The 18,708-nt window shown below is 70.3% G+C and carries 18 protein-coding genes and 1 riboswitch; of the genes, 8 read left to right on the forward strand and 10 right to left on the reverse strand.

From position 1 onward, the window contains the following. Positions 1–79: 79 nt before the first annotated feature. Positions 80–1,120 (reverse strand): LLM class F420-dependent oxidoreductase, encoded by a 1,041-nt coding sequence (locus ACFOYY_RS13810; RefSeq protein WP_386189977.1) that lies wholly within the window; start codon positions 1,118–1,120, stop codon positions 80–82. 197 nt (positions 1,121–1,317) lie between these two features. On the opposite strand from ACFOYY_RS13810, the gene ACFOYY_RS13815 reads away from it, so the two are divergent. Next, positions 1,318–2,220, forward strand: coding sequence for an endonuclease/exonuclease/phosphatase family protein (locus ACFOYY_RS13815; RefSeq protein WP_386189978.1), 903 nt, complete (start codon positions 1,318–1,320; stop codon positions 2,218–2,220). 2 nt (positions 2,221–2,222) lie between these two features. On the opposite strand, the gene ACFOYY_RS13820 is transcribed toward ACFOYY_RS13815, so the two are convergent. The 4 genes from ACFOYY_RS13820 to ACFOYY_RS13835 are packed head-to-tail and all read right to left on the reverse strand — an operon-like array spanning position 2,223 to position 5,928. Continuing rightward, positions 2,223–2,801, reverse strand: coding sequence for a nucleotidyltransferase family protein (locus ACFOYY_RS13820; protein WP_362778585.1), 579 nt, complete (start codon positions 2,799–2,801; stop codon positions 2,223–2,225). Continuing rightward, complete coding sequence (locus ACFOYY_RS13825; protein ID WP_352008980.1) at positions 2,798–3,904, reverse strand: XdhC/CoxI family protein; 1,107 nt, start codon at positions 3,902–3,904, stop codon at positions 2,798–2,800. The genes ACFOYY_RS13820 and ACFOYY_RS13825 overlap by 4 nt, the downstream gene beginning before the upstream one ends. Beyond that, positions 3,897–5,012: a vWA domain-containing protein gene (locus tag ACFOYY_RS13830; protein WP_386189979.1), complete on the reverse strand. Its 1,116-nt coding sequence runs from the start codon at positions 5,010–5,012 to the stop codon at positions 3,897–3,899. Before ACFOYY_RS13830 ends, ACFOYY_RS13825 begins: the two co-directional genes overlap by 8 nt. A 19-nt stretch (positions 5,013–5,031) precedes the next feature. After that, positions 5,032–5,928: an AAA family ATPase gene (locus ACFOYY_RS13835; RefSeq protein WP_352008978.1), complete on the reverse strand. Its 897-nt coding sequence runs from the start codon at positions 5,926–5,928 to the stop codon at positions 5,032–5,034. Positions 5,929–6,061: 133 nt separating this feature from the next. Here ACFOYY_RS13835 and ACFOYY_RS13840 point away from each other — a divergent pair, with 133 nt between their 5' ends. After that, complete coding sequence (locus ACFOYY_RS13840; protein WP_352008977.1) at positions 6,062–7,402, forward strand: TrkH family potassium uptake protein; 1,341 nt, start codon at positions 6,062–6,064, stop codon at positions 7,400–7,402. Then, positions 7,395–8,063, forward strand: coding sequence for a potassium channel family protein (locus ACFOYY_RS13845; RefSeq protein ID WP_352008976.1), 669 nt, complete (start codon positions 7,395–7,397; stop codon positions 8,061–8,063). Before ACFOYY_RS13840 ends, ACFOYY_RS13845 begins: the two co-directional genes overlap by 8 nt. Positions 8,064–8,105: 42 nt before the next feature. Here the strand turns inward: ACFOYY_RS13845 and ACFOYY_RS13850 are convergent, their stop codons facing one another. From ACFOYY_RS13850 to ACFOYY_RS13870, 5 genes are all read right to left on the reverse strand, one after another. Beyond that, entirely contained in the window at positions 8,106–8,594 is a 489-nt protein-coding gene (locus tag ACFOYY_RS13850; protein WP_352008975.1) for a PH domain-containing protein, read from the reverse strand. Positions 8,595–8,690: 96 nt separating this feature from the next. Continuing rightward, positions 8,691–9,164: a 6,7-dimethyl-8-ribityllumazine synthase gene (gene ribH, locus ACFOYY_RS13855; protein ID WP_352008974.1), complete on the reverse strand. Its 474-nt coding sequence runs from the start codon at positions 9,162–9,164 to the stop codon at positions 8,691–8,693. Then, entirely contained in the window at positions 9,161–10,375 is a 1,215-nt protein-coding gene (locus ACFOYY_RS13860; RefSeq protein ID WP_352008973.1) for a bifunctional 3,4-dihydroxy-2-butanone-4-phosphate synthase/GTP cyclohydrolase II, read from the reverse strand. Before ACFOYY_RS13860 ends, ribH begins: the two co-directional genes overlap by 4 nt. Beyond that, positions 10,372–11,034, reverse strand: a complete 663-nt coding sequence (locus ACFOYY_RS13865) for a nicotinamide mononucleotide transporter family protein (RefSeq protein WP_352008972.1) — start codon at positions 11,032–11,034, stop codon at positions 10,372–10,374. Before ACFOYY_RS13865 ends, ACFOYY_RS13860 begins: the two co-directional genes overlap by 4 nt. Next, the gene (locus ACFOYY_RS13870; RefSeq protein WP_352008971.1) at positions 11,031–11,639 is read right to left on the reverse strand and encodes a riboflavin synthase; all 609 of its coding nucleotides are present in this window, start codon (positions 11,637–11,639) and stop codon (positions 11,031–11,033) included. Before ACFOYY_RS13870 ends, ACFOYY_RS13865 begins: the two co-directional genes overlap by 4 nt. Before the next feature lie 390 nt (positions 11,640–12,029). Next, positions 12,030–12,160: riboswitch (FMN riboswitch) on the reverse strand. 565 nt (positions 12,161–12,725) lie between these two features. On the opposite strand from ACFOYY_RS13870, the gene ACFOYY_RS13875 reads away from it, so the two are divergent. The 5 genes from ACFOYY_RS13875 to ACFOYY_RS13895 all read left to right on the forward strand — a co-directional run bounded on the left by ACFOYY_RS13875 (position 12,726) and on the right by ACFOYY_RS13895 (position 18,694). Continuing rightward, positions 12,726–13,679: an ABC transporter permease gene (locus tag ACFOYY_RS13875; protein ID WP_362778594.1), complete on the forward strand. Its 954-nt coding sequence runs from the start codon at positions 12,726–12,728 to the stop codon at positions 13,677–13,679. A gap of 33 nt (positions 13,680–13,712) precedes the next feature. Further along, positions 13,713–15,503, forward strand: coding sequence for an ABC transporter substrate-binding protein (locus tag ACFOYY_RS13880; RefSeq protein WP_386189980.1), 1,791 nt, complete (start codon positions 13,713–13,715; stop codon positions 15,501–15,503). Positions 15,504–15,603: 100 nt separating this feature from the next. Next, positions 15,604–16,584 carry an ABC transporter permease gene (locus ACFOYY_RS13885; RefSeq protein ID WP_352008968.1) on the forward strand — a complete coding sequence of 327 codons (981 nt, stop codon included), beginning with the start codon at positions 15,604–15,606 and terminating at the stop codon, positions 16,582–16,584. A gap of 12 nt (positions 16,585–16,596) precedes the next feature. Beyond that, complete coding sequence (locus tag ACFOYY_RS13890; RefSeq protein WP_352008967.1) at positions 16,597–17,598, forward strand: ABC transporter ATP-binding protein; 1,002 nt, start codon at positions 16,597–16,599, stop codon at positions 17,596–17,598. A 61-nt stretch (positions 17,599–17,659) separates the two neighbouring features. Beyond that, the gene (locus ACFOYY_RS13895; protein ID WP_352008966.1) at positions 17,660–18,694 is read left to right on the forward strand and encodes an ABC transporter ATP-binding protein; all 1,035 of its coding nucleotides are present in this window, start codon (positions 17,660–17,662) and stop codon (positions 18,692–18,694) included. Positions 18,695–18,708 lie beyond the last annotated feature (14 nt).

Consider the following 18,708-nt stretch of genomic DNA (forward strand, 5'->3'; position numbering starts at 1 on the left):
ACCTATTCTGGTAGGAAATTTCATCTATACCTGTGATCAGTATCACGTTCTCCCCGGCCAGAGAAGGCCCGGACAGGGCTCAGGAGGCGAGTTCCCCGACCTTCTCGACGAGCCGGACGCGCTCGGCGTGGGTACGGCCGAGCGGGGTGACGTTGACGGTCGTGACGCCGGAGTCGCGCATCGCCTGCAGGCGGTCGCGCACATGACCCTCCGGCCCGATCAGCGAGACGGCCTCAAGCAGCTCCCTGGGGACCAGCGCGGCCGCCTCCTCCTTCTTGCCCGCGAGGTAGAGGTCCTGGATCTCCTCGGCCTCCTTCTCGTAGCCGTAGCGGCGGGCCAGGTCGTTGTAGAAGTTCCTGCCCTTGGCGCCCATGCCGCCGATGTAGAGGGCCGCGACGGGACGTCCGAGGTCGACCAGGCCGGACACGTCGTCGCCGATGGCCAGCGGGGCCTGGGCGATGACGTCGAGGGCTCCCAGCGAGGGGTCGCGCCTGGCCCCTCCCACGGCCAGGGAGGCCCCCCAGACCTCGGCGGCCTTCTCCGGCATGTAGAAGATCGGCTCCCAGCCCTCGGCCAGCTCGGCGCACAGCTCGACGTTCTTCGGGCCGATGGCCGCGATCACGATGGGGATGCGCTCGCGGACGGGGTGGTTGATGAGCTTCAGCGACTTGCCCAGCCCCGTCCCCTCCCCCTCGGGCAGCGGAAGGGTGTAGTGCCTTCCCTCGTACTCCAGGCGCTCGCGCCGCCACACCTGCCTGCAGATCTCGACGACCTCCCGCGTGCGGCCGAGCGGCGCGGTGTACGGCACGCCGTGGAAGCCCTCGATCACCTGCGGCCCCGAGGCGCCGATGCCCAGGGTGAAACGGCCGCCCGAGACGTAGTCCATGCCGGCCGCGGTCATGGCCAGCAGGGCGGGGGTGCGCGAGTAGATGGGCAGGATGCCCGAGGCGATCTGCAGCCGCTCGGTCCTGGCCGCGATGTAGCCCATCTGGCTGACCGCGTCGAAGCTGTACGCCTCGGCGACGAAGACGATGTCCAGCCCCGCCCTCTCGTAGTCGGCCAGCTCGTCCACGGTCTCCTTGAAGCCCCCCGCGTAACTCAGGGCCATACCGATACGCATCGTCAGGATCGTCCTTCCCGCGCCACAGGAACCGAATGTTATTCCGTTCTCTCTGCCCAGAAGGCTATCGACTCCTTCCGGCCCGCTCCAAGACCCGCGCCGCCCGCACGAGGCCGGTAGCGTACGGGTCTCGGGCTCGGGAGGCCCGTGCGGGCGGGGGCGGACGGCCCGCGATGGTGGCGCGGACGAGGAGCGGTGTGCTGAGGCGGGCGATCATGGTGCTTGCGGGGGCGCTCGCCCTCGTTCTCGGCGGCCACGGACTCCTGCCCGACCTGGGAGGGTTCACCCCGGTGCTGGAGAGCCTGCTGCCCTGGCTCGGCGTCACCGTCCCCTTCCTGCTGCTCGGCGCCCTGGTCACCCGGTCATGGCCGGTGATCGTCGCCGCGCTGCTGCCCGCGACCGTCTGGGGGATCATGTTCGGCCCCACGCTGCTGCGCGCCGTCCCCGGCGGCCCGAGCGACGTCTCGGTCGCCACGATCAACGTGGGGGCGGCCAACGGCGACTCGGCGCGGGCCGTACGGACCGTCTCCGGCGGACGGGACCTGGTCGCCGTGCAGGAGCTGACCGAGGGAGGTCCCGCGGCCAAGGAGCTCGACAACCGCTTCCCGCACCGCTACCAGGTGAACACGGTCGGCCTGTGGAGCAGGTTCCCGATCCTGCAGGCTCGCCGGGTGGACATCGGCCTCGGCTGGACCAGGGCGCTGCGGGCGGTCGTCCAGACGCCGAAGGGCAGGCTGACCGTCTACGTGATGCACCTGGCCTCGGCCCGTCCCGGCCAGACCGCCCAGCGGGACGAGACCCTCACCCAGGCGGGAAGGCTCGTCGAGCGCGACGGCAGCCGGCGCCTTCTCCTGCTCGGCGACCTCAACACCGCCACGACCGACCGTAAGCGCTCCGGCCTGGTGCCGCCGCTCCTGGACGCCCAGCAGGAGGCCGGGACCGGGTTCGGCTTCACCTGGCCCGCCTCCTTCCCCGTGACCAGGCCCGACCACATCCTCTACCGGGGCCTCACCGCGGCCACCGCGGGCGTCGAGGCCGCGGCGGGCAGTGACCACCGCGCCGCCGTCGCCTCCTTCCGGCTGCACCGGGAGACCCCCTGATCTCAGCCCCGCCGTCGCCAAGCCGCCAGGTCGCCGGGGGTGTCGATGTCGGCCGGGTCGCCCACGTCGTCGCAGGGCACCTCGACGACCAGTTCGGGGTGCGCCCTGAGGAAGGCCCTGGCGCCCACGTCACCGGCCGCGAGCCCGGCGACCTCGGCGAAGTGCTCCCTGGCGACCAGCACCGGGTTCCGCCGCCTGCCCGCGTAGGTCGCGACGGCCACGGAGGCCCCCAGGCGCGCGGCCTCGACCAGCCGGAGCACGGCCCGCGGCCCGATGGACGGCTGGTCGGCCAGGGCGATCACCACCCGCTCCGCGTCACCGGGAAGCGCCGCCAGGCCGGTCCTGAGTGAGGAGCCCATGCCGCTCCGCCAGTCCGGGTTGCGCACGACGACCGCCCCGCGCACCTGAGCGTCCGCGGCCCCGAGCACGACGACCACGGGATGGCAGCCGCCCTCACGCAGCAGCCTGACCCCCCGGTCGACCAGCCGCTCACCGTCCAGCTCGACCAGCGCCTTGGGGGTGCCGAGCCGGGAACCGCCGCCTGCGGCCAGCAGCAGCCCCGCGCTCGCCGCCCGCGTCATGTCCGGCGGCCGGGTGCGTGGATGCGGCCCGAGCCGTCGCTCAGCGGCCGTCCCGAGCCGCCCCAGCGCAACTGGATCAGCTCGGCGGCGATGGAGACCGCGGTCTCCTCCGGTGTCCGCGCGCCCAGGTCGAGGCCGATCGGCGAGCGCAGCCGCCCGAGCTCCTCCTCCCCCAGGCCCGCCTCGCGCAGCCGCGCCAGCCGGTCCTCGTGCGTACGGCGGGAGCCCATCGCCCCGACGTAGATCGCCGGGGTGCGCAGCGCCACCTCCAGCAGCGGGACGTCGAAGCGGGGGTCGTGGGTGAGCACGCAGATCACGGTCCGCTCGTCCACGGTGACCGAGCTGAGGTAGTCGTGCGGCCACTTGACGACCACCTCGTCGGCCTCGGGGAAGCGCCTGGCCGTGGCGAAGACGGGACGCGCGTCGCACACCACCACGTGGTAGCCGAGGAACCTGCCGATCCTGGCGACCGCGGCGGCGAAGTCGATGGCGCCGAAGACCAGCATCCTGGGCGGCGGGGCGAAGGAGTGCACGAAGACCGCCAGGTCGTCGAGGCGCCGCTCACCATGCGGGCCGTACCGGCGGATCCCGGTGAGACCCTGGGCGAGCATGCCGCGGGCGTCGTCGTCGACCGCGTCGTCCAGCCTGGCCGGGCCCAGCGAGCCGGAGGCGCGCTCAGGGCCGACCACCCGGCGGGCCCCGACGGCGCCCGGGCCGGACAGCACGGTCGCGACCGCGACCGGCTCGTGTTCCCGCACCGCCGCGGCGACCTCCCCCAGCTCGGGGAACGTCCCGCGCGAGACCGGCTCGACGAAGACGTCCAGAATCCCCCCGCAGGTCAGCCCGACGGAGAAGGCGTCGTCGTCGCTCACCCCGTAGCGCCGCAGCACCGGGGTCCCCGAGGCGGCCACCTCACGGGCCAGCTCGTAGACGGCTCCCTCGACGCAGCCACCGGACACGCTGCCCGCCGCCTCCTCCCCGAGGACGGCCATCGAGGCTCCCGGTGGCCGGGGCGCGCTGCGGAAGGTCTCGACCACGGTCGCCAGGCCGAACGTCTCACCCGCCTCCCACCAGCGCGTGATCTGCGAGAGGATGTCACGCATTCCGCCCTCCCAGCAGCCGGGCCAGCGCCTCGAAGGCCGCCAGGCTGTGCCCGGCCACGAAGTCGTCCACGTACGGCAGCGCCGCCCGCATCCCGGCGGTGAGCGGGCGGTAGCCCTCCTGCCCCTTGTGCGGGTTCACCCAGATCACCCGGTGGGCGGTCCTGGACAGCCTGGCCATCTGCGCGCCGAGCAGCGAGGCGTCGCCCCGCTCCCACCCGTCGGAGGCGATGACGACGGTCGCGCCCGCCGCGTCGTGCAGCCGCAGGAGGCTCCGCAGTTCCTCACCGAGGCGGGTTCCGCCGTTCCAGTCGGGGATGGCGGCGGAGACGGCCTCCATCGCCGCCGCCGGGTCACGCGGGCGCAGCTCGGCGGTGATCCTGGTCAGGCGGGTGCCCACGCTGAACACCTCGGTCGCCCTCGGCTCCGCGCGCACCAGGGCGTGTCCCAGGCGCAGCAGTGTGTCGGCGTAGGGGGCCATGGAGCCGCTGACGTCGACGAGCAGCACGACCCCGCGGGGCCTGGTGCGGTGGGCGCGGCGGCGCAGCCGTACGGTCTGGCCGCCGTGCCGCAGGGTCTCGCGGATCGTCGCCCCGCCGTCGAGGCGCCCCCTGTGGGAGGGGCCGAACCGTCGTGACCCGCGCCGCTCGCGATCCACCCGCAGCAGGGCGAGCAGGCGTCGTACCTCGGCCAGCTCGGCACCGGTCATCGCGGCCACGTCCCTGTTGCGCAGGACCTCCGCCGGGCTGGCGGCCGCCGCCCGCTCCTCACCGTCCCCCGCCTGTCCCCGGGTGCCGGTCAGGGTCGTGACGCCCCGGGTGACGTTGACCGTGGGCGGGGGAACCGGACGTGCCCGCGTGCCGCCGAAGTAGGCGTCGAAGACACGGTCGTAGCGGGGCAGGTCGTCGGGACAGGCGCACAGGGTGAGTCTGCCCGCCCAGTAGACCCCGCGCGGGACGGCCGCGCCGAGGACGGCCAGCGCGCGCAACAGGGCCTGGGTCCGCTCGTGGTCGGCGGGCACCCCGGCGGCGCGCAGCGTCCTGGCGAACCCGGTCATGACCGCGACCAGGTCGCGCCCCGCGTCCTCCACCGCGTCCTCCACTGTGTCCACCGGCCCCTCCAGGGGGCCCTCAGCCACGGGAGACATCGAAGAATCCGTTCCCGAGGACCGTCTCGTGGTCCTCGCGGTGCTTGAGCAGGGCACCCAGCGTCGCCGCGGCCAGGCCGGGGTCCAGCTCCCTGGCGCCCAGGGTCAGCAGTGCCTCGGCCCAGTCGAGGCTCTCGGCGACGCCCGGCGGCTTGACCAGACCGGCCTCGCGCAGCCGCCCCGCGGCCCCGGCCACCTGCTCGGCCAGGGCCCTGGAGCAGCCCGGGAGTCTGCGCAGCAGGATCGTCACCTCCCGCTCGAAGGAGGGGTGTTCGAGCCAGTGGTAGAGGCAGCGGCGTCTCAGCGCGTCGTGCAGCTCGCGGGTGCGGTTGGAGGTCAGCACGACGACCGGCGGGCTCTGCGCCCGGACCGTGCCGAGCTCGGGGATGGAGATCGCGAAGTCGGACAGCACCTCAAGCAGGATCGCCTCGAACTCCACGTCGGCCCGGTCGACCTCGTCGACGAGCAGCACGCTCGGCTGGGTCTCCACCGCCTTGAGCAACGGCCTGGCGATCAGGAAGCGCCGGTCGTAGACCTCCCCCTCAAGCCGCGCCGCGTCGGTGATCCCGCTCGCCTCCGCGGCCTTGAGGTGCAGCAGCTGGCGGGCGAAGTCCCAGTCGTAGAGCACCTGGGGGCCGTCGAGCCCCTCGTAGCACTGCAACCTGATCAGCGGCGCGCCGAGCACCGTGGCGAGCGTCCTGGCCAGCTCGGTCTTGCCGACCCCGGCCTCACCTTCGAGCAGCAGCGGGCGGCCCATCCGCAGCGCCAGGAACGCCGCCGTGGCCAGCCCCTCGTCCGCGAGGTAGGCGCACCGGTCGAGGAGTTCCCCCAGATGTCCCGGTGACTCCACGTCAGAGGTCTTGACCGTCCCCCTCAGCATCACCTCAGGCTACGCCGCGGGGGCCGCTGACGAGGCACCGACGGGGCACTGATGGGGCACTGATGGGGCGCTGACGGGACAGGGCACGTGGGGCGGACGTGGCGGTCGTCTCCCCGGCGTATTCTCACCCCTCGTGAAGAACGTTCTGCGGCGGATCAACACGCCGTCGAGGGTCGTCGTGGCCGCCTTCCTGGTCGTGGTCATGTCGGGCTCGGCGCTGCTGTCGCTGCCCGTCGCGGTCGAGGCCGGGCGGGCGGCGTCGTGGACGTCCGCGCTCTTCACCGCGACGTCGGCGGTCTGCGTGACCGGCCTGGCCGTACAGGACACCGCGACGCACTGGTCGGTCTTCGGTGAGCTGGTGATCCTGGCGCTGATGCAGATCGGCGGGTTCGGGATCATGACGATGGCCTCCATCCTGGCGCTGGTCGTCTCGGGCAAGCTCGGCCTGCGCGCCAGGCTCAACGCCCAGGCCGAGACCCGGACCCTGGGTCCCGGCGAGGTGCGCCGCCTGATCGCGGGCGTCGCCAAGGTGACGCTGGCCGCCGAGGCGCTGACCACGGCCGTGCTGGCCGCCCGCTTCCTCATCGGGTACGGCGAGTCGCCCGGCCGCGCCCTGTACCAGGGGCTCTTCCACGCGGTCTCCTCCTTCACCAACGCCGGCTTCACCCTGTGGCCGGACGGCGTCGTGCGCTTCGTCCACGACCCGTGGATCTGCCTGCCGCTGGCGATCTCCGTGGTCGTCGGGGGGCTCGGCTTCCCCGTCTACACCGCGCTCCGCCGCAGCTGGCACAGTCCCAGGCTCTGGTCGCTGCACGCCAGGATCACCGTGGGGATGACCGCGGTCCTGCTGTTCGGCGGGGCGCTGGCCGTCGCCCTCACCGAGTGGGAGAACTCCGCGACCCTGGGCGGGCTGCCGCCCTGGCAGCGGATCATGGCGGCGTTCTTCCACAGCTCCATGACCCGCAGCGGCGGCATGAACTCCGTGGACGTCTCGCAGATGCACGAGACCACCTGGCTGATCAGCGACGTGCTGATGTTCGTCGGAGCGGGCAGCGCGAGCACCGGCGGCGGCATCAAGGTGACGACGTTCGCGCTCCTCGGCTACGTCATCCTGGCCGAGCTGCGCGGTGAGCCCGACGTCACGGTCGGCCGCCGCCGCCTGCCCGAGCAACTCCAGCGCCAGGCGCTGACCATCGCCCTGCTCAGTGTGGCCTCGGTGGCGCTGGGCACGTTCGTCCTGATGGCCCTCACCCCGTTCAAGCTCGACCGGGTGCTGTTCGAGGTGGTCTCGGCGTTCGGCACGGTCGGCCTGTCCACCGGGATAACCGGCGATCTCGGCGCCCCGGGACACCTGGTGCTGACGGTTCTGATGTTCGTCGGCAGACTGGGGCCCGTGACACTCGGCGCGGCGCTGGCGCTGCACGTCCAGACCCGCAGGTTCCGTTATCCGGAGGAGGGCCCTCTCGTTGGCTGACAGGAAGGACCGCGGCGACGCAGTCGCGGTGATCGGCCTCGGCCGGTTCGGCAGCGCGCTGGCGCTCGAACTGGCCGAGCGCGGCGTCGAGGTGCTCGGCGTGGACAGCGACCCCAAGATCGTGCAGCAGCTGTCCGGGCAGCTCACGCACGTGGCCTGCGCGGACTCGACCGACCCGGACGCGCTGACCCAGCTGGGCGTCGAGGAGTTCGGCAGGGTCGTGGTCGGCATCGGCGGCGACATCGAGGCGAGCATCCTGACCACCTCGATCCTGGCCGACTTCGGTGTGCCGGACATCTGGGCCAAGTCGATCAGCCGCCAGCACAGCCGGATCCTGGACCGGGTCGGCGCGCACCACGTGGTGCAGCCCGAGTACGACATGGGAGAGCGGGTCGCGCACCTGGTGACCGGGCGGATGCTCGACTACGTCGAGATCGACGAGGGCTACGCCCTGGTCAAGACCAAGGCGCCGGGCTGGGCGGTTGGCAGGACGCTGGGCGAGCTGGGCATCCGCACGAAGTACGGCGTGACCGTGGTCGGGATCAAGAGCCCCGGCGGCAGGTTCACCTACGCCACCTCCGACACGGCCATCCACGGGAACACGGTTCTGCTGGTCGCGGGCGAGACGGGTATGGCCGAGCGTTTCGCCGAGGAGACCTGAGACGCCCGGCGTCGTCTCCGGCCCGGCCGCGCAGGCCGGGCCTCAGTCGTCGTCCCCAGCCCGTCCGCCGTTGCCGCCCTCGTCCCTGGCCTCGCCGCGTTCCCTGATGAGCGCGGCGAGCTGACGGACCTGCTGGACGGTCCGTTCCTTCTCCGAGCCCTGCAGCCCCATGGCGCCGATCGTCGCGCCGTCGGTGAAGTCGATCTTCGCCCAGGGCTCGCTGTCGGTCAGCGTCACCGCGAGCACCTCCGGCCACTCGTAGCGGTGCACCCGCAGCGCGTTGACCAGGGTGACGCCCGTCTCGTCCGCCTCGACCCGGCAGCGGCCGAGCAGGTGCAGCACCCCGGCGACGGCGGCGCCGAGCACCACCATCGCGACCTTGTCGACCACGGTGAACGGCGGCGGCAGGAGGATCGCCAGGACCACGGCTCCAACGATGATCAAACCGGCGAAGCCGTACGCCACGACGCGTCCCTTCCTCGGCCGCCACACGACGGGCAGCTCGGGGGGCGAGACGTTCTCTTGACTCACCTGGAGATCACGTTCCTTCGGGAAAAGCACCGGTCACGGCGATAGGAAACCTACCGCACGCCCCGGCCGGCCCCGCGTCCAAGACGCTCGGGGACCTCAGGCGTCCCTGAGGTCCCGCAGCAGCAGCGCCGTCTCCAGGGCCGCGACGGTGGCCTCGTAGCCCTTGTCCTCGTGGCTGCCGGGCAGTCCGGAGCGGTCGAGGGCCTGGTCGAGGGAGTCACACGTCAGCACCCCGTTGCCGACCGGCGTTCCCTCGTCGAGCGAGACACGGGTGAGCCCCGAGGTGACCGACTCGCAGACGTAGTCGAAGTGGGCGGTCTCCCCGCGGATCACCGCGCCCAGGGCGACCACGGCGTCGCAGCGCCTGGCCAGCGCCTGGGCGACGACCGGGATCTCCAGGGACCCGGCGACGCGGATCACCGTCGCGCTCGCCCCGCTGTCCGCGCTGGCCAGCACCGCCCGCGCCACGAGCTGATCGGTGATCTTCTCGTGCCAGCGGGCGGCCACGATGCCGACGGTCAGCCCGGCCGCTTCGACGGCCTCGGCCTGGGGACGTCCCGCGCCGCTCATACGTTCTCCTTGTTGATCTCGTGGCCCAGACGGTCGCGCTTGGCCGTCAGGTACCTCTCGTTGTGGGGGTTCATCGCCACGGGCATCGGCTCACGGCCGAGGACCTTGACCCCGTAGCCGTCCATGCCCCGCAGCTTGGCGGGGTTGTTCGTCAGCAGCCTGACCGACTTCACCCCCAGGTCGGCGAGGATCTGGCCGGCGTTGGAGAACTCCCTGGCGTCGACCGGCAGGCCGAGCTCCAGGTTGGCGTCCACGGTGTCGCTGCCCGCGTCCTGCAGGCCGTAGGCCCGCAGCTTGGCCAGCAGCCCGATGCCACGGCCCTCGTGCCCGCGCAGGTACACCACGACACCACGGCCCTCGGCGGCGATCTCCGACATCGCGTGGTCGAGCTGGACCCCGCAGTCACACCGCAGGGAGCCGAACACGTCCCCGGTCAGGCACTCGGAGTGCGCCCTGACCAGGATGTTCTCCCCGTCCTCCAGATCGCCGTAGACCAGGGCGACGTGCTCGCCGCCGTCCAGGGCGCTGGCGTAGCCGTAGGCGCGCCACATCCCGTACGCGTTGGGCAGGCGGGTCTCCGCGACCCTGCTCACCATCCGTTCCGTGCGGCGCCGGAACTCGACCAGCTGCTCGATGGAGACCAGCGCCAGGTCGTGCTCGTCGCAGAACTCGCGCAGCTCGGGCAGCCGCTTCATGGTCCCGTCGTCGTTGACGACCTCGGCGAGGGCTCCGGAGGGCCGCAACCCCGCCAGCCTGGCCAGGTCCACGGCCGCCTCGGTGTGGCCGCGCCTGACCAGCACGCCGCCCTCGCGGTAGCGCAGTGGGAAGACGTGGCCGGGCCGTACCAGATCGTCGGGCTCGGTGGCCGAGTCGCACAGGGTGCGGATCGTCCTGGCGCGGTCGGAGGCGGAGATGCCGGTGGTCACCCCGTCGCGGGCGTCGACGCTGATCGTGTAGGCGGTGCGCAGGCGTTCCCTGTTCTCGTGCACCATCAACGGCAGGCCGAGCCGGTCGAGGTCCTCACCGGGCAGCGAGACGCAGATCACGCCGCTGGTGTGCCTGATGGTGAAGGCCAGCAGCTCCGGTGTCGCCTTGGCCGAGGCGAAGATGATGTCACCCTCGTTCTCACGGTTCTCGTCGTCGACCACCACGACGGGCCTGCCCTCGCGAATGTCGGCGATCGCCCGCTCTATGGGGTCAAGCTCGGTCACACAGCCTCCTTGGGGACGAGCACGGTCCTGGACCGGTACTCCTTGAGCCAGTTGAAGAGTCCGATGAGGACAAGGACGAAGAAGACCCCGTAGACGGCCCCCGAGACGACGAGACCCGAGCTGAAGGCCAGTGGCACGCCGACCAGGTCCACGGCCACCCAGATGATCCAGAAGTCCACCAGCGCGCGCCCCTGGGCCCAGGTGGCGACGGCGCTGCCGACGAAGATGTAGGCGTCCGCCGCGACCAGCAGATAGCCCCTCGGCGGCGGCACCAGCGCGCCCCAGGAGAGCTTGGTCACGAAGAACAGCACGCCGACGACGGCCGTGCCCAGCAGCATCGTGGCGGCCATCGCCAGCCGTTCCCAGCCGGTCGCGGGCCGTACGGCCAGGCCCTGGCCCGCCCGGGTGCCGCGGGTCCAGCGCCACCAGCCGTAGACGGCCAGGCCGCCGAACATGAGCTGTTTGAGGGCGTTGCCGGTGATGTGGGCGCTGAGGGAGGTGACGAACAGCAGGACCGCGGCGGTGAGCTGCACCGGCCAGGTCCATATCGATCTGCGGATCGCCAGCAGCACGGTGGCCAGCGCGGCCACGTTGCCGACCAGGTCGGTCCACAGGACCTTGACCCCGAGAAGCTGGAAGCCCTCGTTCACCCAGTTCATGACCCGTTCCCGGGGGCGTAGGCGCCGACGAGCCGCTCCACGTGCTTGGCGATCACGTCGACTTCGAGGTTCACCGGGTCGCCCGGCTGCTTGGCGCCGAGGGTGGTCAGCCGCAGCGTGGTGGGGATGAGGCTGACGGAGAAGCCCTCGTCGTCCACGCCGACCACGGTCAGGCTGACCCCGTCGACGGCGATCGAGCCCTTCTCCACCACGTAGCGGTTCAGCGCGGCGGGCAGGGAGATCCGCACGACCTCCCAGTGCTCGTCCGGCTCACGCGCGAGCAGCACGCCGGTACCGTCCACGTGGCCCTGCACGATGTGGCCGCCGAGGCGCTGGTCGGCGCGGACCGCGCGCTCCAGGTTGACCCTGGAGCCGGGGCGCAGGGCCCCCAGGCTGCTGCGGTCCAGGGTCTCCTTCATCACGTCGGCGGTGAAGACCTCCCCCTCGACGTCGACCACCGTCAGGCAGACCCCGTTGACGGCGATCGAGTCGCCGTGCCCGGCGTCGCCGGTGACGACCCCGCCGCGGATCGACAGCCTGGCGGCGTCGCGCAGCGTCTCGATCTCCGCGATCTCGCCGAGTTCCTCAACGATTCCGGTGAACATTCACAGCTCCTTCGCAGGGCGTGCGTAGATGACATCGGGAGTGAACCCGCGCGGGGCCGCCCGTCTTCCTGGCCTCACGGGGCCCGCCGGGACCGGGGAGCCGGTACGGCGGGCGTTTCCCAGGACGTGGGCACGTGGAAGCCGGCCAGGCCGTACGGGCTCACCGGGAGAGGCCGTGGAGATCGCGGGGACACGGCGGGCGAGACGGAAGAGGGGACCGGCGGCGCCGCGACCACGCGCGGGCAGGCCGGTCGGCTGACGCGGGTGCGCCCGACCACACATCCGGGACTCCTACTCGCCGGTAGCTTTCTGCCACGGCGGGCCCCGGGGGATCACAGGCACGTACACCCATTGGCGGCGAGGCGCCCCGCCAAGGGACGTCCCTGCCGCCCGCGCGCTTCCTCCCATCCGGACTTTGACCGTCGGTCCTGGAGTTTCACCAGGTCAACCGGCCGATGGCTTCGGACGGGTCGCGGACTGTAACCGCCGGCTCGGAATTTCACCGACCCCGGAGCACGCTGCTCTCCCTCCAGTGTGCCACGTCCGGCAAAAGATGACGTGTCCCCCTCCCACCAGATGGAACAACCGGACATCGGGGAGAGGCACGCCGCGCACCCTCGCGCCCGGGCCGGGCACGGTGGTACGAAGGGAACAGGGACGAAGGGGGCGCGGGGCCACAGGGGGCCGAGCGGGACCCGGACGGGTCACCCGTAGTCAACACGCGTTCACGCACTCACCCGGCGGCCGGACCGCCTTCCGCCCCACCTGCGGACACCACACGACGAGAGGTGACACGACGACCACACAGACCGTCATGGTCGTGTCATAGGTATGTCACAAATCCGTGAATAAGAGACGGTGGGGAATCTCATCATTCCATCCGACCCCCCACCCAGGTCAATGGAATTGCAGCCACAACCTGATCTATATTGCACAACAAAAAAACAAGTAACAGCTAGGCCATTGATTTGCCCCTGACTGTTTTGCAATGGTTCCCCCAGATCCCGCTCAGTCATGCTCGTTGGGGGCTCCCGCACGATGACCATCCCTGCACCTGCCGCGACCACCGCCGATGAGGCGCCCGTGGTGAAGGCACCGGAAACGGTGGGCCGCTCACCAGGGCAGCTGATGTGGCTCCGCTTCCGCCGTGACCGGACCGGGGTCGCCTCGGCCATCGTGGTGATTTTCTTCATCCTGGTGGCGATACTCGCACCGGTGATCTCCTGGCTGTACGGCAAGGACCCGTACACCCTCTACGGCCAGGACACCCCGGGCCTGCTCAATGACTTCGGCTATCCGATCGCCCCGAACGGCGGCATCAGCTCGGAGTTCTGGTTCGGCATCGAGCCGAACCTCGGCCGTGACGTGTTCACCCAGCTGGTCTACGGAATCAGGACCTCGCTGCTGATCGCGCTCATCACGACGATCCTCACCACGCTGATCGGCATCGTGATCGGCATCGTGGCCGGATACTCCGGCGGCAAGACGGACTACGTCATCGGCCGCGTGATCGACACGGTGCTGTCCTTCCCCTCGGTGCTGTTCATCATCGCGTTCATGCCCGTGGTGGAGAACCTCTTCGTCAGTCCCGACCAGGAGACGCCGGTCTGGCTGCGCGCCGTGACGCTGGTGCTCGTGCTGACGTTGTTCGGCTGGGCCGGTCTGGCCCGCCTGTTGCGCGGCCAGGTCCTCACGCTCCGCGAACGCGAGTTCATCGAGGCCGCCCGGGTGACCGGCGCCTCCCCCGCGCGGATCGTGTTCAAGGAACTGCTGCCCAACCTGTGGACGCCGATCCTGATCCAGGCGACGCTGCTGCTGCCCGCGCTGGTCACCTCGGAGGCCGCCCTGTCCTTCCTCGGCGTCGGCATGATCGAGCCGATCCCCGACTGGGGCAGGATGTTCCGGCGCGGTACCGAGGTCTACCAGAACGACATCACGTACCTGATCTTCCCGGGCGTCGCGCTGGTGATCTTCGTGATCGCCTTCAACCTTCTCGGCGACTCCGTCCGCGACGCCTTCGACCCCAAGCTCAAGCGCTAGCCCCAGCTCAAGCGCTGAACAGATAGGAGAGAGATGACAGTCAGAAAGCGGTCAGCCGTGGCCGTCCTGGCCATCGGTGTGCTGGCCGTCACCAGCGCCTGCGCCGAGGGCAACCAGGGGGCTCCGGCCGCCCAGCCGTCCGGCAGCTCCAACGGTGCCTCCTCGGCCCCCGCCGCCGCCTACAAGCCCGCGGTCATCACCCAGGGCACCGCGGAGGACTCCAAGGGCCCCGCGATCCCGCCGGAGGGCGTCGTCAAGGGCGGAACGGTCACGATGATCGACCGTGACGACTTCTCCCACCTCGACCCCGCGCAGATCTACGTCAACACCGAGGCGAACTTCGCCCGGCTGATCTCCCGCACCCTGACCGGCTACAAGCGCGTCGCCAAGGGCGAGTTCAAGCTGGTCGGCGACCTGGCCACCGACACCGGCACCCAGTCCGACGGCGGCAAGACCTGGAAGTTCACGCTGAAGGACGGCGTGAAGTGGCAGGACGGCACGCCGATCACCTCCGCGGACGTCAAGTGGAGCATGGAGCGGACCTTCGCGCCGTTCGTCACCCAGGGCCCCACCTACATCCAGCAGTGGCTGACCGACGTCGACTTCAAGAAGGCCTACCCCGGCCCGTACGACGGCAAGGAACTCGACGCGATCGAGACGCCGGACGACAAGACGATCATCTACAAGTTCAAGACGCCGCACGCCGACGCGGCCTACGCCTTCGCCATGGCCGGTTACGGCATCGTGCCCAAGGCCAAGGACACCAAGGAGCAGTACGACAAGGAGCCCGTCTCCAGCGGGCCGTACATCATCAAGTCGCACGTGGTCGACAAGACCATGGACCTTGAGCGCAACCCGAACTGGGACCCGGCGACCGACCCGATCCGCGGCGCCTACCCGGACAAGTGGCACCTTGAGTTCGGCTTCGAGGCCCTGCAGGTGACCGACCGCCTCGTGGCGGACTCCGGCGCCGACCAGACCGCCTTCACCTTCTACGCCTCGACGCCGCCGGAGCGTCTGCAGCAGGTGCTGAGCGACCCCAACCTGGCCTCCCGCCGGATGAACAGCCCCTCGCCGTACGGCAACTACTACTACTTCAACCTTGACCGGGTGAAGGACCCCAAGGTCCGTCAGGCCATCAACTACGCCTGGCCGTCCAAGCAGATCCAGCAGGTCATGGGCGGCCCGGCCGCCGCGGCGCTGCCGACCACGATTCTCAACGAGAACACCACGGTCGGCTACCAGTCCTACGACCTGTTCAACAAGGAGACCAAGCCCGAGGGTGACGTCGAGAAGGCCAAGGAGCTGCTGGCTCAGACCAGCACCCCGACGCCGACCATCGTCTACGCCTACAACCAGACGCCGGTCCAGGAGCAGGTGACCGTCGCGATCAAGAGCGCCCTGGCGAAGGCCGGCATCAACGTCGTGGCCAAGCCGCTCGACCGCAAGACCTACTACGACTCGATCGGCAAGCTCGGCAACCAGTTCGACATGTACTGGGGCGGCTGGGGCGCCGACTGGCCGTCCGGCTCCACGGTGCTCCCGATCATCTTCGGCCCGGTCGCCGAGGGTGCGCCCAACTACTCGCACCTGAAGGACCCGGCGCTCACCGCCGAGATGGACAAGATCACCGCCATGACGGACATCGACGCGGCCAACGCCGCGTGGATGGCGCTCGACAAGAAGATCCAGGAGACGATCACCCCGCTGGTCGTCGCGGAGAACCGGATCGCCACCATGCTCCACGGTTCCAAGGTGGGCGGTGCCGAGATCGACCCGCAGCAGTGGATCGTTCAGCCGGACACCATCTTCGTGAAGCCGTAGAGACGGCAAAGGCCGTGGCCCCGCTGACAGGCGGGGCCACGGCCCGCGGGGGCTTCACGGCCCCCGCGGCGGTCTCCCAGCAACCGTCGGGAAACGGGCCATGTTTCGATTCATCACTCGCCGCACCCTCGGCGCCGTGGTCACCCTGCTGATCATCGCCGCGTGCACGTTCTTCCTTTTCTTCGCCGTTCCAGCCGACCCCGCCCGGCTCGCCTGCGGCAAGGTCTGCCCGCCCGAGCTGCTGGAGCAGGCGCGGCACAACCTGGGACTGGACCAGCCGCTGTTCGTGCAGTTCCTGACCTGGGTCGCCGGCATCTTCGTCGGCCGCGACTACGAGGGCCTGGGCAACTGCGCCGCCCCCTGCCTGGGGTTCTCCTTCGTCAACAAGGCCCCGGTGCTGGACACGATCCTCGACCGCATGCCGTTGACCGTCTCGCTGACGATCGGCGCGGCCATCGTCTTCCTCCTGTTCGGAGTGGCGACCGGTATCGTCGCGGCGCTCAGGCAGGGCAAGGCGCTGGACAAGATCGCCAGCGTCTCCTCCCTGATCGGCGCCTCGCTGCAGATCTACTTCGTCGGCACGCTGGCGCTGTACTTCCTCGTCTACCACAACCACATCCTGCGGCAGCCGCGCTACGTCCCCATCACCGAGAACCCGCTGGACTGGGCGATGGGGCTGATGCTGCCCTGGGTGGTGCTGGCGATCATCTTCACCGCCAACTACACCCGTATGACCCGTTCGACGATGGTGGAGCAGCTCTCCGAGGACTACGTCAGGACGGCTCGGGCCAAGGGCATGCAGAACCGCTCGGTCGTGATGAGGTTCGCGCTGCGCGGCACCCTGATCACCATCGTCACCATCCTCGGCGTCGACCTGGGCACCCTGATCGGCGGCGCGATCATCACCGAGCAGACCTTCGGCCTGCAGGGAATCGGGCAGCTGTCCATCAGGGCCGTCTGGAGCTCGGACCTGCCTATGCTGATGGCGACGGTGATGGTGGCCGCAGGCGCCATCGTCGTGTTCAACATCATCGTGGACGTCTTGTACGCCGTCATCGACCCCCGCGTGCGGCTGAGCTAGGAGCTGGAAGAAGTGTCGAACCCGTTCCTGTCGGTCCGTGACCTGACCGTCGACTTCCACACCGAGGACGGCCTCGTCCACGCGGTGGACGGGCTCTCCTTCGACGTGGAGAAGGGCACCACCCTGGGGATCGTGGGCGAGTCGGGATCCGGCAAATCGGTGACCAACCTGACCGTGCTCGGCCTGCACAACCCGGAGACCACCAAGATCAGCGGTGAGATCCACCTCGACGGTCAGGAGCTGATCGGCGCCTCCCGGTCCACCATGGAGAAGCTTCGCGGCAACAAGGTCGCGATGATCTTCCAGGACCCGCTGACCGCGCTCTCGCCGTACCACACGATCGGCAGGCAGATCGGCGAGGTCTACCGCAAGCACACCGGCGCGAGCAAGTCCGAGTCCAGGGCCCGCGCGATCGAGATGCTGACCCGGGTCGGCATCCCGCAGCCGAAGACCCGTGTGGACGACTACCCGCACCAGTTCTCCGGCGGCATGCGGCAGCGCGCGATGATCGCGATGGCCCTGGTCTGCGACCCGGACCTGCTGATCGCCGACGAGCCGACCACCGCGCTTGACGTGACCGTGCAGGCCCAGATCCTGGACCTGCTCAAGGAGCTCCAGGACCAGACCGGCACCTCCATCATCATGATCACGCACGACCTGGGCGTGGTCGCCAACACCGCGCACAACGTGCTGGTGATGTACGCGGGCCGGGCCGTCGAGCGCGGCACGGTCAAGGAGGTCCTCGACACCCCGCGTCACCCCTACACCTGGGGTCTGCTCGGCTCGATGCCGCGGCTGAGCTCCTCGGTCGACATCCCGCTCAAGCCGGTCCGCGGCACCCCGCCGAGCCTGCTCAACGTTCCCTCCGGCTGCCCGTTCCACCCCAGGTGCGACTACATGGACCAGGCGGGACCCGAGCTGTGCAAGGGTGAGCGGCCCGAACTGTCCCCGCACCGCGGCCACGGCGACGCGTGCTATCTGACCCTCGCCCAGAAGCGGGAGATCCACAAGTGAAGCAAGGACGGCCAGTGAACGGGCTTGGCGGCTCGCGGACGCCGTCTGCGAGGGAGGACGCGTGAGCGAGGAACTGCTGGAGCTGTCCGGGCTGGAGAAGCACTTCCCGGTGACGGGCGGGCTGATCTTCAAGCGGCAGGTCGGCAAGGTGCACGCGGTCGACGGGCTCGACCTGACCGTGCACACCGGTGAGGCCCTCGGCCTGGTCGGCGAGTCCGGCTGCGGGAAGTCGACCACGGGACGGCTCGCCGCCCGGTTGCTCGAACCCACCGGGGGCTCCATCCGCTACCGGGGCCACGACATCACGCACGCAGGCCGCAAGGAGCTCAAGCCGATCAGGTCCGAGATCCAGATGATCTTCCAGGACCCGTACTCGTCGCTCAACCCCCGCCACACCGTGGGCACGATCATCAGTGGCCCGATGGAGATCAACGGCATCGAGCCGCCCGGTGGCAGGGAGAAGCGCGTCAAGGAGCTTCTGGAGACCGTCGGTCTCAACCCCGAGCACTACAACCGCTTCCCGCACGAGTTCTCCGGCGGTCAGCGCCAGCGCATCGGGGTCGCCCGCGCGCTGGCCCTCAACCCCAAGCTGATCATCGCCGACGAGCCGGTCTCCGCGCTTGACGTCTCGATCCAGGCGCAGGTCGTCAACCTGCTCCAGCAGCTCCAGAGGGACCTGGGGATCGCGTTCCTGTTCATCGCGCACGACCTGGCCATCGTCAGGCACTTCTCGCAGCGGGTCGCGGTCATGTACCTCGGCAAGATCGTCGAGATAGCCGACAGGTCCTCCCTCTACGAGCGCCCCCGGCACCCCTACACCCACGCGTTGCTGTCGGCGGTGCCCGAGGCGACCACGGAGGCGGGTGCCCGCGAGCGCATCCGCCTCGCCGGGGACGTGCCCTCCCCCATCGACCCGCCGTCCGGCTGCCGTTTCCGCACCCGCTGCTGGAAGGCACAGGACAAGTGCGCGACCGAGGAGCCGCCCCTGGTCCGGCTGGAGGGCAACAAGGAGGGGCATCTGACCGCCTGCCACTTCCCCGAGGAGCCGACCGTCAGCGGCGAGGGCGTGATCCTCGACCCGGCCCTGCAGGGCTAGCCCGCCCGCTCCAC

The sequence above is a fragment of the Streptosporangium jomthongense genome, from assembly GCF_042650425.1.
In the GTDB taxonomy this organism is placed as follows: domain Bacteria; phylum Actinomycetota; class Actinomycetes; order Streptosporangiales; family Streptosporangiaceae; genus Streptosporangium.

Excerpts from the sequence above, each read along its gene's own strand:
- ribH (WP_352008974.1), bottom strand. The coding sequence starts at position 9,164 with ATGAGCGGCGCGGGACGTCCCCAGGCCGAGGCCGTCGAAGCGGCCGGG.
- ACFOYY_RS13885 (WP_352008968.1), top strand. The coding sequence starts at position 15,604 with ATGTTTCGATTCATCACTCGCCGCACCCTCGGCGCCGTGGTCACCCTG.
- ACFOYY_RS13880 (WP_386189980.1), top strand. The coding sequence starts at position 13,713 with ATGACAGTCAGAAAGCGGTCAGCCGTGGCCGTCCTGGCCATCGGTGTG.
- ACFOYY_RS13810 (WP_386189977.1), bottom strand. The coding sequence starts at position 1,120 with ATGCGTATCGGTATGGCCCTGAGTTACGCGGGGGGCTTCAAGGAGACC.
- ACFOYY_RS13825 (WP_352008980.1), bottom strand. The coding sequence starts at position 3,904 with ATGCGTGACATCCTCTCGCAGATCACGCGCTGGTGGGAGGCGGGTGAG.
- ACFOYY_RS13820 (WP_362778585.1), bottom strand. The coding sequence starts at position 2,801 with ATGACGCGGGCGGCGAGCGCGGGGCTGCTGCTGGCCGCAGGCGGCGGT.
- ACFOYY_RS13835 (WP_352008978.1), bottom strand. The coding sequence starts at position 5,928 with ATGCTGAGGGGGACGGTCAAGACCTCTGACGTGGAGTCACCGGGACAT.
- ACFOYY_RS13870 (WP_352008971.1), bottom strand. The coding sequence starts at position 11,639 with ATGTTCACCGGAATCGTTGAGGAACTCGGCGAGATCGCGGAGATCGAG.
- ACFOYY_RS13865 (WP_352008972.1), bottom strand. The coding sequence starts at position 11,034 with ATGAACTGGGTGAACGAGGGCTTCCAGCTTCTCGGGGTCAAGGTCCTG.